The sequence below is a fragment of the Parabacteroides sp. PH5-46 genome (assembly GCF_029892785.1).
In the GTDB taxonomy this organism is placed as follows: Bacteria; Bacteroidota; Bacteroidia; order Bacteroidales; family Tannerellaceae; genus DFXE01.
The window spans coordinates 16,765-30,061 of the sequence record NZ_JARXXA010000009.1 but is presented as its reverse complement, the minus strand read 5'-3'; the positions used below and the strand labels follow the sequence as shown (position 1 = coordinate 30,061).

The 13,297-nt window shown below is 42.2% G+C and carries 8 protein-coding genes; 3 read left to right on the top strand and 5 right to left on the bottom strand.

Annotated elements, in window-relative coordinates; all coding sequences use genetic code 11:
- Positions 1-122: 122 nt before the first annotated feature.
- Genes M2470_RS10695 through M2470_RS10685 form a run of 3 tightly spaced genes read left to right on the top strand, consistent with a single transcriptional unit; the run spans position 123 to position 2,805 of the window.
- Complete coding sequence (locus tag M2470_RS10695) at positions 123-482, top strand: helix-turn-helix domain-containing protein (protein WP_129733340.1); 360 nt, start codon at positions 123-125, stop codon at positions 480-482.
- Entirely contained in the window at positions 445-2,484 is a 2,040-nt protein-coding gene (locus tag M2470_RS10690) for an AAA family ATPase (RefSeq protein WP_163176179.1), read from the top strand. Before M2470_RS10695 ends, M2470_RS10690 begins: the two co-directional genes overlap by 38 nt.
- 12 nt (positions 2,485-2,496) lie before the next feature.
- Positions 2,497-2,805, top strand: coding sequence for a helix-turn-helix domain-containing protein (locus M2470_RS10685; RefSeq protein ID WP_129733338.1), 309 nt, complete (start codon positions 2,497-2,499; stop codon positions 2,803-2,805).
- Between the two features lie 86 nt (positions 2,806-2,891).
- On the opposite strand, the gene M2470_RS10680 is transcribed toward M2470_RS10685, so the two are convergent.
- From M2470_RS10680 to M2470_RS10660, 5 genes are all read right to left on the bottom strand, one after another.
- Positions 2,892-8,609 carry an N-6 DNA methylase gene (locus tag M2470_RS10680; protein WP_129733337.1) on the bottom strand — a complete coding sequence of 1,906 codons (5,718 nt, stop codon included), beginning with the start codon at positions 8,607-8,609 and terminating at the stop codon, positions 2,892-2,894.
- Positions 8,596-9,042 carry a DUF1896 family protein gene (locus M2470_RS10675; RefSeq protein ID WP_129733336.1) on the bottom strand — a complete coding sequence of 149 codons (447 nt, stop codon included), beginning with the start codon at positions 9,040-9,042 and terminating at the stop codon, positions 8,596-8,598. The genes M2470_RS10680 and M2470_RS10675 overlap by 14 nt, the downstream gene beginning before the upstream one ends.
- Before the next feature lie 160 nt (positions 9,043-9,202).
- Positions 9,203-9,529 (bottom strand): hypothetical protein, encoded by a 327-nt coding sequence (locus M2470_RS10670; protein WP_129733335.1) that lies wholly within the window; start codon positions 9,527-9,529, stop codon positions 9,203-9,205.
- Positions 9,529-11,619: a type IA DNA topoisomerase gene (locus M2470_RS10665; RefSeq protein WP_129733334.1), complete on the bottom strand. Its 2,091-nt coding sequence runs from the start codon at positions 11,617-11,619 to the stop codon at positions 9,529-9,531. The genes M2470_RS10670 and M2470_RS10665 overlap by 1 nt, the downstream gene beginning before the upstream one ends.
- 28 nt (positions 11,620-11,647) lie before the next feature.
- Entirely contained in the window at positions 11,648-13,132 is a 1,485-nt protein-coding gene (locus M2470_RS10660; RefSeq protein WP_129733333.1) for a DUF3945 domain-containing protein, read from the bottom strand.
- Positions 13,133-13,297: the final 165 nt, after the last annotated feature.

The window sequence follows — 13,297 nt, the reverse complement described above, 5'->3', positions numbered from 1 at the left end:
ACAAAACTAAAACATTCTGATTATTAGATATTTAGAATGAAATTTCAAAAATAGTTATAGCAACTTGTCATTCTACGTTTTTGCAACTTCCGAACTTTGCATCAATTCAATAAGTAGCAATTATGGATGTCATTACAATAGAATCACAGGCATACAAAGAATTAGTTTCCAAAATTAATGCCATAGCGAAATTCGTGATAGATCATCAGGATGATGATACTACCAACCCGGACGAAATGTGGGTGGACAGTTACGAAGTTTGCACCTTTCTCAAAATCAGCGAACGAACACTTCAACGTTTGCGAAGTAACCGGATGATTTCTTATTCCATTATCTCCGGCAAATCATATTATACCATTGCTGAAATAAAACGGATGCTTACTGAGAAAAGAATCCGCAGCACCGATGAATGTATGAATGACCTTATAAATAATCATAAACTCCATGCTCAACAAAGACGAATTATTAAGACGGACGAATAACGGTTTGGACGTATTCAAACACTATATCCCAGTCCAATGGAAAACAGGACGTAATTTCCTTAATCCTTTGTATGAAGACCGTAAAGCATCGTGCAATGTATATTTTGACCGTCGTAATGGCGTTTATAAAATTAAGGATTTCGGCAATGACGATTACAGTGGCGATTGCTTTTTCTTCGTTGGAAGATTGAACGGTTTGGATTGTAGCAATGGAGCTGATTTTGTCGAAATATTAAAGACAATAAACAGGGATATGGCATTAGGACTGGGTGATTCCGATTACTCTCATACTCCGCAGCCAATCACATCGAACAAACAACAGCCTACGCCTGAACTACCCAAAAACAAACCGTATAATATCATTCAACAAAAATTCACTCAAAAAGAACTGGATTTTTGGAAGCAATCAGGTATTACGCCCGAAATATTGAAATACTACAAAACAGTTTCCCTGAAAGAATTTAGAAGCGAAAATAAAGACAATAAACCATTCTACTATACTTCATCAGAAAATGAGCCTATTTTCGGATATATGAGTAAACGGTATGTGAAGATTTACCGTCCGTTTTCGGAAGTCCGTTTTTTATATGGTGGTAATATCGGGGAGAATTACTGTTTCGGACTGGAGCAATTACCCGCCAAAGGAGATACGCTGTTTATCACCGGCGGAGAAAAAGACGTGATGACACTTGCCGCTCATGGATTCCACGCTATCTGCTTTAATAGTGAAACCTCTATAATCCCGACAGGGATCATCTACAAACTGACATTCCGGTTTAAACATATTGTACTGCTCTATGATGCAGATAAAACAGGAACAGATAGTGCGGTGAAGCATGAAAAGGCATTGTCCGAATATGGTGTTAAACGTCTTGTACTCCCACTTTCGGGAGAAAAAAAGGACAAAGATATTACCGACTATTTCAGTAAGGGTAATAGCCGGAAAGAGTTCCGACAATTATTTCTCGATTTTCTTGATAACCTATATAATGAAACAATGACCATGCTGAAATCATGCGAAATTGATTTTAACAATCCTCCGGCAAAAGCAGAAGAAGTTATATCTGCCGGCGACGTACCACTGGGCACACAGGGTAACATACTTTGTATTACTGGCGGTGAAGGCACAGGAAAAAGCAACTATGTTGCTGCCCTGATTGCAGGTTCGATAAGAAACGACAATCGTCCCATTGATACGTTAGGCGTTGATGTACGGGATAATTCCGACCATAAAGCGGTTTTGCTCTATGATACGGAACAATCGGAAGTACAGCTTTTCAAAAATGTATCAAATCTTTTAAAGCGTGCTAAACTGGAAGAAAAACCGGAAGAACTACGGGCTTTTTCTCTTACGGGAATGTCCCGAAAAGAACGGTTACAAGCTATTGTTCAGAGTATGGATAAGTACCATTACGAATATGAGGGCATTCGCTTAGTTGTCATTGACGGGATAGCAGATTTAGTGTCATCGGCAAATGACGAAGTTGAAAGCATCAGGATTATGGATGAACTATACAGGTTGGCAGGAATATACCGTACCTGTATTATATGTGTGCTTCATTATGTACCCAATGGCTTGAAATTGCGTGGGCATCTTGGTTCGGAATTACAACGCAAAGCTGCTGCAATCCTTAGTATAGAACTTGACAGCGATCCGTCAATATCAGTGGTGAAGGCGCTCAAAGTAAGGGACGGCAGTCCTCTCGACGTTCCTTTAATGCAGTTTTCGTGGGATAAAGAATTAGGTATGCACATATATATCGGAGAAAAACCACGAGAGGAAAAAGAAAAAAGGAAAGAGAAAGAACTGGCGACAGTTGCCCGTGAGATATTCGATTCACAAAGGCATCTGACCTATATAGACCTATGCGACCGCATACAGCAGATAATGGATGTAAAGGAACGTACCGCCAAAAGCTATATTAAATATATGCGAGAGAAAGATATAATTATAAAAGATCCGTCCAATCAAAACTACTTTATGATAGGGCATATCATCTAAAAACGAAATACTATGTATATAGATAGAGAAAATTTTGAAGCATGGATGGAGCGTATCATGGATCGCTTCGACAAAATAGATAAAATACTTGATAAAATGAGTAAACGTAGGAATATGTTAGATGGAGAAATTTTGCTTGATAATCAGGATTTGTGCATGTTGCTTAATGTAAGTAAACGCACCCTGCAACGCTATCGTAGTACCGGAGAACTGCCTTTTCAGACAGTTTATCATAAGACATACTACAAAGAAAGTGATGTTCATATTTTCATCAGGGAAAACTTTAACAAGAAAAGGGGCAACAATAAGAAAAACCCGTGAGGGCATTACTATTTCCATATTTATAGTTTTTATGAATTTATATTCAAAAGCCCGTACCGTCGTGATGACAGGCACGGGCTTTATTTTTACAGTTTGAAATTTTTAGAAGAATCCTTTTTATCCACTTTCGGCGGACTACCACCCACCGATGCAATAACAAGCCTATCGCCCATTATTTCTTTAACTCCCTGCAAAGTATTTGGCAATGGTGCATCCCGAACAGTCGATGTTTCGGTCTTGCCTTGCGACTGGTTCTGATTGGTAGTAGAAACAGTCTTATCAGGTACAGTTTCCGCTTGTCCTTCAGTTTCACTGATTGGAGTAAGTGAGAGCTGAATTTCCCTATCCAACTTTATTAACTCGTCTTTCAGGGTTTTCAGTTCCGGTTCCTTACGCCAAGTACCTTCGACTACTTCTTTCAGTACAGGTATATCCTTTTGCAACTTCTCATTATCCGCTTGATACTTCTCCAAAAGTTTAGGCATGGTATCGAGTGCATTCAGGAAATTTTGTGCTGCGGTCTTCGGATCAGTAGCCATTACCCCGTGATTATAATTGTAGAGAATATTGCCCTCTCCCTTAATAAAGAAACGATTTTGTATAACATCGAAGCCATCTTTATTAGTGGTTTCAGATTTTACCATTAAATCAAAACCGTAAAGTGTACCAATTTTCTCATGCGCTCCATGTGTGCGGGCTTTGTCGGCTATTTCATTTAGCTTCAGCCCGACTTCTTTTGGGTTACTGCCCTGTAATCCGTCTAACTGAACAGGATTCAGGCGGGTAATACCGTCCGGCTGATGCTGAACACGGGTGTTAAACGCTTCAATATCTTTGGATATACGGCTAATAAACCCGTTGTTTTGCTCTACATTGGATATAATATCCTCCAATTTGTAACGTGATGATGACTTGCCACGCATGAATGCCTGTCGTTCGGATTCCAAAGAAGCGATTTTCTTTTCCAATCGTGCTTTCTCCAGTAATTCGGTATTGCCGGAAAGAATTGCCACATATTCAGAGAAGTTCATACCGCCTTTTTCGTCCATACTTCCCTCGTCGATAGTACGGCTACCCAGTGAATTATTTTTCAACTGGCGAATGAAAAGCTGCTTGTTGTGAAGTAAACCGAACTTGTACGCATCTAACGATTTTTCCACAGCATAGATAAGTACATCTACTTTATTATCCGCATATAGCTTCGCAATTTCATTGCCCTTGCGAATGCCCCGACCGTCCCGCTGTTCCAAGTCTGACGGTCGCCAAGGCGCATCTAAATGGTGGATTGCAACGCATCGTTTCTGGGCGTTTACTCCGGTTCCCAACATTTCGGTAGAGCCGAACAATACACGGATTTTACCCTCGTTCATATCCTTAATCATGGTTTTACGAGCCTTATCCGTTTTGGCTTCCTGAATAAAGCGTATTTCGTGAGCCGGGATTCCATAGTCATCCACCAGTTTACGCTTTATCTCGGAGCATGGGTTCCATTCTCCGGGTTTGTAAGTGCCTAAATCGGAGAAAACGAACTGGGTTGCTTTGTGGTCTTTGAATTTTGTGTAGTAGTCTGATACCATTTTAGCCACATGGGAAGCCTTGTTGTCCACATGGTCGCCATATTTAACTGGATCAATCAGTCGCATATCGAGGGACATCTTTCGCGCGTAATCGGTAGCGATAAGCATTTTTGCTTTTTCTTCGCTTTCCGATAATGGCGCACGTCCTAATATTTCACCTTTACCTGTTTTGGCGAACTCTACCAACTTTTGTATAAACTCCTGTTGGTCGGGTGTTGGTGGAATATTATGCAGAATTTCATTCTTTACAGGGCGGTCGATACCAATATCCTCCGCAGAACGATAGTCTGTTATTTCGGCATAAAAAGCTGCCAATTCGGGTACTTTGATAAAATACCGAAAGCGTTCTTTTTGCACAATTTCATTCGTTACCGAAAATTCGTAGTCTATCGACTTTTTGGCGAAGATTGCCGCCCACGCATCGAATGTATTAATACCCTGTCGTTCCAGTTCGTTCGGCCGGAGATACTTGAAAAGCAAGTATAACTCTGTCAAACTGTTGGAAATGGTTGTGCCTGAAAGAAAAGTGGCTCCCAAATCTTTTCCCGTCCTGTCCTGAATGGTACGCAGGGCAAAAAGCATATTCAAGGCACGTTGTGAGCCTTCGGCATTACCCAGACCTGCAACCCTGTCGTGTCGGGTTGTAAAGGTCAGGTTCTTGAATCGGTGGCTCTCATCAACATACAAGTGGTCGATACCCATAAGACGGAAATCTACGGTGTCATCCTTGCGGTTCTCAATCTGGTAGGTTATATTTTCCAATTTGGCTTCAAGGTTTAATTGTCTTTTAACTAAACCTTTTTCCATAGCACGGGAAATCTCCTTTCCTTGTGCCCGTAACACTTCCAGATTTTCTTCTACGCTATCGAGTTCCGCCTGTAATATCCGTTGCTGAATTTCGGGTGACTGGGGTATCATACCAAACTGTTCGTGTGTTAAAATGATTGCATCCCAGTTGTTATTCTTCATTTCGTTGAAAATCTTCGCCCGTTTAGCAGGGGTGAAATCTTCTTTACCCGGATACAACACTTTTGCATTGGGGTAAGCCGTACAGAAAGTTTGGGCTATTTCATGAACATTGGCTTTGAGCGCCATAATGAGCGGTTTATTTACCAATCCCAAACGTTTTTTCTCGTAGGCGCTTACACACATTATCAGGGTTTTACCGCCCCCGACTTCGTGGTCGATAATACCCCCGCCATTGAGTTTATCCATCCAAATTGCATCCTTTTGGCTATTGTATAGGTCGGGAATACCCAAGCCTTTCAGATCCAGTCCCGGAAACTCTTGGTGGCTTCCGTCATACTCCGGACGGACGAAACAATTAAATGTACGGTTGTATTTATCTGCCAGTCGGTCTTTGAACTCCGGTGATTGTTCGTTAAGCCATTCAACGAAACCGTTCCGTATCTCGTCAATCTTGGAATTGGCGAGTTGAATAGATTCGGAATCACGTACCTTGACCTCTTTTATTTCCCCGTCAATCAACTTATTGACTTTCTTTGTTATATCAGGAGAGGTATTATGCAAGGCGTGTTTCATCAGGGCGATACCGTCGAAAGTCCGGCTTGTTGCCTTAACAGCGTACTGATCCCATATCTTGATATTTTTGCTGTCGGCTTTGAGCGTGTATTCATCACGGCTTTGAGCATAATGCACCGATACATTCGTATCAAACAAATGTGAAGCGTATTTGCTGTAAATGCCCGACGGTATCCACCGTTCTCCGAAATTAAAATCCAAATCTTCGAATGCTATCGGACGGGGTATTGCTTCTTTCAGAGCCTTTAATGATTCTTTTGCCGCTTCATTGTCGGGGTGGTTTTCTATATACCGCTCTACGTGTTCCGCTTTGGAGATAACATTACCACTTATGAACTTGTCTTTAATTTCATAAGAGCCTATCATTGGATTGAAAAATACCTGCCCTTTGAGTTCCTCCAGTATTTCATCCGAAGTCCCCCCTGTAAGCCCTGCCATATATTCAAGGTTTACCGTTGCATGTTTATTGAGCGAAGCGGTCAGGGCTTCCCGTGCATTATCGGCATGGGTAATCTCATTGGGATTAAAGGCAACCGGTTGTTGAAATATATCTGCTTTGACGGCTTTACCGTCGATATACCGTTCCAGAGAAAGAATTTCCGTTCCTCCGGCATCCATTTTTATAAGACTAAGATTTTTCGCATCGTTTATATTTCCGAAACGGCGGGTAAAATCATCATACAGTCGGTTAAGCATTTCCCTTAATGCAGGATTGGCTTCCAACCTTGTTGCTTCGTTGCTGTACAGGTGGTGATAAGTGTCCCGTATTTCAATATAAAGGGATGCTTTCGCCTGCTGTGTTCCGGTGAGCTGAAGCGGATGGAACATCGGCTGAAATCCATTCAAATCACGCAAATAACCGATACGATTATTTTCGTCGGTAACAAGTGAGCCATCACGGTAATGGGACGGTATATCTTCCAATAGGAAAGGAACAGGTTTCATGCGTTCCTGCTGTTCCCGTTCGGCTTCCTCTTTCAGCCGTTCCAACTGTTCTTCCCGACGGGCATCGAATACGGGATAGGCCTCGGCGCTTTCCTGTTGTAGCTTTTCCCGTTGCTGCGCTGCATTATGCGCCATTTCTTCCCGCCAGTCCATAAACGGCAGTTCCTTTGACTTGCTTGCCTGTAATTTGAATTTTCTACCTCTCTTTTTGGGTTTGTTTACCTGACTGCGTTCCTCTTGGGTAAAGCCGAAAAGGTCATAGAGCGTTATTAATGGTTCCTGCGTTACGGACTGGGGTTTCGCCTCCGTAGTCGGCGCTTTTTTAATGGCAGGATCATCCATATCGAAAAGAGTACCTCTAAAAGTATTTGGAGCAGCCGGTTGTCTTTCTTCTGTTTCATTCTGCTTTTTTTCTTTAATTCCAAAATCTTCGGGTTGTGGCGGACGTTCGGCATACAGTTTTCTGTCCATTTCAGAAGCGTAATCACTTAATTCCTGAATATCCTGTTCGGTTATCTGATTGCTGTTATCCAATTTTGCAGATTGAGATTGTTGTGTTACCGACTGTGCCGGGTTTTCCTGTGCATAGTTTTGGTAACGCTGCAAATCCAAATGTTTTGAAAAATCATCTTTCAGCATTTGCCGCAAATCTGTGGCTATTCCCTCAATACCGCCTTCATGGGTAAAAACAATAGCAGGTTTGCCGTATGGATCGGTGTCGATTTTGGAACGGGTTTGTACTACTCTGTTGAAATCACGGAACAGGTTATTAATAGATATGCCGTTAGATAATTTGCGGGATTCGATAAAATCCTGCTGTCGTTGGCTTGGAACTATATTTTTATTATTCCGTTGTAATACAATCAGGTCGCTGCCGACATCAGTTCCGGCATGGTCGGAAAAGAGGTTGTTCGGCAAACGGATAGCTGAAACAACATCGCAAGAGTTCATCAGGTATTCCCGTATCGGTTTGTTTTGTTCCGAATTGAGTACGCCCTGACTGGTAATAAAGGCGATTAACCCGCCTTCTCTGGCCGACATGACACTTTTTACAAAAAAGTAGTTGTGTATCGCCTGTGTCGATTGTTTGACGGCGGGTATTTCATGGTTGGACAGTAGCGGATCGAATACCGAAACATCTCCAAAAGGGATATTAGATGCAATCACATCAAAATGCTGTGAATAGCGTCCTTCCATTTTTTCGTAACCTTCAATCCGTACCTTATCATCAGGATAAAGGTGCGATAGAATTTTACCTGTTAGCAGGTCTTTTTCAAAACTGGTTACGTTAGCTTCAGGTGCAATATCTTTGAAAGAAGAAATAAACGCACCTGTTCCGGCACTGGGTTCTAAAAAGCGTGTCGGAGTTATACCGCTATCCTTTAGTGCATCCGCTAACACATCAATAACAGGCTTCGGCGTATAAAATGCCGTAAGGATAGAACTTTTCAGGGAACTGACATAGCGTTTGTAAACTTCCGGTGTGGGAGAACTTTCACGGAGTACCTCGTGGAGTTCTTGCACCAACGGGAAAAGCTCGACTTCGGATTTAGACCACCGCTCAATATCTTCGGGTTTGTCGGCAGGGTTAAGGATTGCCTTAATCCCTCCAAAGCCTGAATATTTTGCGAGTATTTCCCGTTCTTCGGGTGTTGCCTTTTTTTGTTCCTTGTCGAGCCTTAACGCTAACTTTATTGCGTCAATATTCTGACGCAAATGAGTTCGCTTATTGTAACTCATTTTCGAGCAGTATCAGGATCGTGCCGACAAGCTCTGTATAAAGCGACTGGTACTCTGTCGTTTCGGCATAATCATCACTAAGGTTGTATTTAGCAAATACCGCCTGACATTCGGGCATTAGTTCTTTTGCCTTTGCCTGGGCACCACCCGGAGAAACTTCGTCGAAAAACTCGTTCCAAAGTATTTCAACTACTATATTATAAGGTGAAAAGTGTAAGCCTTTGAATAAGGCTTCGTTTGCAATTTCGGCAGCTTGAATATGGTCTAAACCGCTTTTTACGGCTTCGCTGTACGCTTCGGCTGCCATATCCCCACGTCCGGCAATAAATGAAAGGTCATTTGCTTTGTCGGGGTGGGAATCACGTAAATAAGAAAGTAGATTGAGCCGGAAGTATGACATTTCCGCAGGCTCTAAATTTGAATTGTATTTCATAACTATGAATTTTTTAGTGGAAAACTATTGATACGGATAAGCAAAAGGCACCGGGGTATCCCTCCCCAGTGCCACCACTAAAAAATTCAATAGGATAGATTTAATAATTTCTCATTAAAACCTGTGCCATATGAACTTCTTAGTGGCAAAGATAGCTGTTTTATTCCAATTTATACAAGTCAGAACAGTACAGGACTGAGCGATTTACATTGTGAATAACATTGATGACCTTAATTTCCTTACCGATACACGTAGTTAGCGAATTAATATTATCAAGCATATTTAATTCGCAGTCATCAAGCGATTTCGCCCATTCTATAAAGAACTCTTCCAATGAAATAAATTCTCCGATTCTTGGAATAGTAGGATATGGAAAATCATGACTTTTACAATAATCAATAAAAGAATATAGCATTTTAGTCGGCTTATCCAGATTTGCATTTCTCGTCAATGCCTGTCCTAAATTTAATAACAAACTTATTTTCATTACTTTTTCCTCTTTTTGGAATTATCAAATTGGAATATCGTTTTATACTCTGCATCAAAAGCTACGGCAGCATCAAAAGGCTTATTTTCTTTACTCTTAAAGCCTTTGATAGTACCTGTCTTGCCTTTGGTAAGCAGGTCTTTCAGTTGTCCGTCCGTCAGGTCTTTTCCTGATTTATTCCGGAATACTGTCAGTCCGCAAGCCTCATTGTTACATTTTGCAACCTTTTGGAATATTACTACCTGACCGTTTTTACATTTCGGACATGGACAGCTCTCTCTTGTATTGCCGCCTTCGATTTTCTTCTCCAGTAATTCGGTGGTAATCTGTGCGGCATATACTTCGATACTTCTATGAAAGGTATCGGCATCCATTTCTCCCGTTGCTATTTTATTCAATGCGCTTTCCCATGCTCCGGTCATAGCTACGTCCGCTATTTTTTTATCACGGATAGCCAGATAGACTACCAATCCTTTATTGGTAGGAACAAGGGATTTTTTTTCACGCTGAATATATTCACGGGAGAAAAGCGTTTCGATAATAGCGGCACGGGTGGCAGGTGTTCCGATACCCGATTCTTTGAGCGCTTCCCGTTCCGTTTCGTCGGTAAGGTCTTTACCACAGGTTTCCATAGAAGATAATAAACTACTTTCCGTATGTAATGGGCGGGGCTTGGTTTGTTTCTCCAGTAAGTCCGTTCCGTTAATGGGAAGTACATCCCCATCGGACAGGGATGGAAGTGCCGGAGCATCGTCTTCGCCTTTTTCTTCATCAGGTGCGTTCAATACGGCACGCCAACCGGGAATAAGGATAATGCTACCTTTGACTGAAAAAGCAATGCCCGAAGCATCCAAAGAAACGCTTGTGTTTTCTTTGGTGCATTTGCCGGAAAAGGCTTCCAACATTCGGGCAGCAATCATATCGTATATGATACGTTGGTCGGCTGAAATATCTTTCGGCATATTTTCGGTGATAATCAGAGCATGGTGGTCTGTTACTTTCTTATCATTTACAGAACGCCTGTTCAGGCTTGCCCCTGACATTATTTTTGCATAGTTGCCGAATGGAGCGTAACCGGATAACTGACCTATAAGGGCGGGTATCTCGGCAAAAACATCATCGGAAATATAACGGCTGCCCGTTCTTGGATAGGAAATAAGTTTCGCTTCGTAAAGCGACTGGGCTACCGACAGGGTTTTATCTGCTGAAAAACTATGGCGGCTGTTCGCTTCTTTCTGCAAAGTAGTCAAATCGTAGAGCAATGGCGGTTCCTGATTGGCTTCTTTCTTTTCTACGCTTATCACGTTTACGGATTCGGCGGATCGGACACGGTTTAAGATGTCGTCTGCCTCCTGCTTTGTGTTGTACCGTTCTGTGGAAATAGCGGCGAACTGGGTTGCATCTTTTGCCGTATGCAATTTTACCTGAAAATAGGTTTGCGGTTTGAAATCTTTGTTTTCCAGATAACGGCTGCATATCATGGCGAGTGTAGGTGTTTGCACCCGTCCCAATGACCATACGCCGTGCCCGGCTGATATTGACAGGGCTTGTGAAGCGTTTATCCCGACAACCCAATCGGCTTGGCTCCGGGCTTTTGCCGAACGATACAGGTTGTCGTACTCTTTTCCCGGACGTAGGTTCTCCAATCCTTTGCGGATAGCCTGATCCGTGAGAGAGCTTATCCAAAGACGGTCGAAAGGGCGGGAACACTCCAGATAATTATATATATATCTGAAAATTAACTCCCCTTCACGTCCTGCATCGGTCGCAACCACTATACGCTCACATTTATTAAATAACTCTTTGATAACTTTAAGTTGTTTCATTGTGCCCGGATCAGGTTTGTATTCTTTACCGTCCTTTACCTGACGAGGCAATAACTTAAATTCGGCAGGAAGTATCGGTAGGTTTTCAGCCTGAAATCCTGTAATACCATAGTCCTGCGGCATTGCCAGTCCTATGAGGTGGCCAAATGCCCACGTTACACAATATCCGTTCCCTTCTAAATAACCGTCCTTGCGGTTATCCGCACCAACGATAGCCGCTATATCACGGGCTACGCTTGGCTTTTCTGCAATTATTACTTTCATTTACTATTGGATTTTTTAGTGGTTGGTATTACATTTTATGTCCTGTGGACTTTTTCACAGGTTTCCTAATCTGCTTCTGCTCTTGCTGCTTTTCGGTCGGGTTTTGCTGACCTTGTTTCAGGGGTTCATTTGAATGTTTGGTTGCTTCATTGGTTTTACCCTGTGAATTGACTGCTACCTGTGTCTTATTGCCTTCGGCAACTTTCACATCCGCACCTTGCTTTTTGGCTCTGTCCGGGTTCCACTTAAAGAAATCCAGTTTGCCTTTTTCCTGATTGACCTTTACATAGGCATTGAAAGGCTCGCCCTTTCCGTCTTTCATCATACCCTGAACATAGACGGCTTTTCCTTCCCGGAGAGAACTTTGTTGTTTATCGTCCAAATCAACGCCTAAAAGTTTTTTAGGAATACGGACTTGGTTCTGCTGTTCTCCGTTCTGGCTTTGTTCCTGTCTATTGTTCTGCTGATACTTATTGCGGTCTAATCCGTCATAATTGAAATCGTAACCGCCTTTGGCTGCATTAAACTGAACATAAGCATCGAATTTTTTAGGATTATCGGTACCTATTGTCTTTTTGGAGGTCATACCCTCTACGAGTACCTTTTTCCCTTCTTTTAATGCCTGTTGTTGTTCAGGAGATAACTCAACACCTTTCAGGTTTTGAGATACTGTGAGCTTATCAAGGGGTACGGCTTCCAAACGGTTAGTCTGCTTGTCGATAGAAATAAGCGACGGTACTTTTTCGCCCGGTCTTGGCTCCAGTTCTACCACCCTACCACTGTTACCCGTTGCTAACAGGTTTTCTTTTACGTCATTGGGGAGCATAATGCCCTGAAACGGTTTTTCCAAATCAACCTGCTGTTGGTATGGATGCGGGGTAAATTTCAGGCTGCCATCCGGCTGTTCCTCCAGTGAAAGACGGGCTTTCATGGGATATTCTACTCCCTCTATTTTGGGGTTGATATCTACAAGGTGCGGAGATTTATACCCGTAACTCATGGCTTTGAGTTCGCCCTCCAGATTTTCGGGCTTGATACCGTATTTCTGATATTCACTTTCAGGGATACGGCTTGTGTCGAATTGCTTAAATTCGGTCTTCTGTTCGGTTGCTGGTGTTGCTTCCATTTTTTCTTCTTTTTTTTCGGTTTGAACTTGCTTTTCACTCTCTTTGGTGGATTGTTCCTGCTGATTCATATAATCTTTCGGATTGATACGATACTTCTCCAAATCTTCATCACTTAGTTTTAATACTTTATCAAGCATATCGACGGTAACCGCATAGAATCCTGTATGCGACGGGTTTTTAGCTTGATTAAAGAAGTTTTTGAAAAAGTTTTCAAGGGGATCGGCGTGTTTGTCAATTTTGATAAAATCGGTTTGCTTCGCCTTCATGGGATCAATGGCATCAATTTTACCTTTTTTGTCGATGCCTTTCACGACTTTGAGTTTGTTGCCTTCTCCTTCATCTCGCATCAGGAGAACTTTGTCTTTCGGATTTAATTTTTCATCCATAATAAAAACTGTTTTTGTTCTGCATCACTATTAATGCAGAATAAAAGTAGCGGTAATCAAGAGGTTAGCTGTTGATTTTTCGGCAGGTGGTCGCTTGTGGCTTCGATTTGGCAGTGAGTGGCGTTATAGGAAAAACAAAGAGCCGGAAATCCGGCTCTCCTACAT

Coding starts and splice junctions, on each gene's coding strand:
- M2470_RS10695 (WP_129733340.1), top strand. CDS start 123: ATGGATGTCATTACAATAGAATCACAGGCATACAAAGAATTAGTTTCC.
- M2470_RS10690 (WP_163176179.1), top strand. CDS start 445: ATGCTCAACAAAGACGAATTATTAAGACGGACGAATAACGGTTTGGAC.
- M2470_RS10685 (WP_129733338.1), top strand. CDS start 2,497: ATGTATATAGATAGAGAAAATTTTGAAGCATGGATGGAGCGTATCATG.
- M2470_RS10680 (WP_129733337.1), bottom strand. CDS start 8,609: ATGAGTTACAATAAGCGAACTCATTTGCGTCAGAATATTGACGCAATA.
- M2470_RS10675 (WP_129733336.1), bottom strand. CDS start 9,042: ATGAAATACAATTCAAATTTAGAGCCTGCGGAAATGTCATACTTCCGG.
- M2470_RS10670 (WP_129733335.1), bottom strand. CDS start 9,529: ATGAAAATAAGTTTGTTATTAAATTTAGGACAGGCATTGACGAGAAAT.
- M2470_RS10665 (WP_129733334.1), bottom strand. CDS start 11,619: ATGAAAGTAATAATTGCAGAAAAGCCAAGCGTAGCCCGTGATATAGCG.
- M2470_RS10660 (WP_129733333.1), bottom strand. CDS start 13,132: ATGGATGAAAAATTAAATCCGAAAGACAAAGTTCTCCTGATGCGAGAT.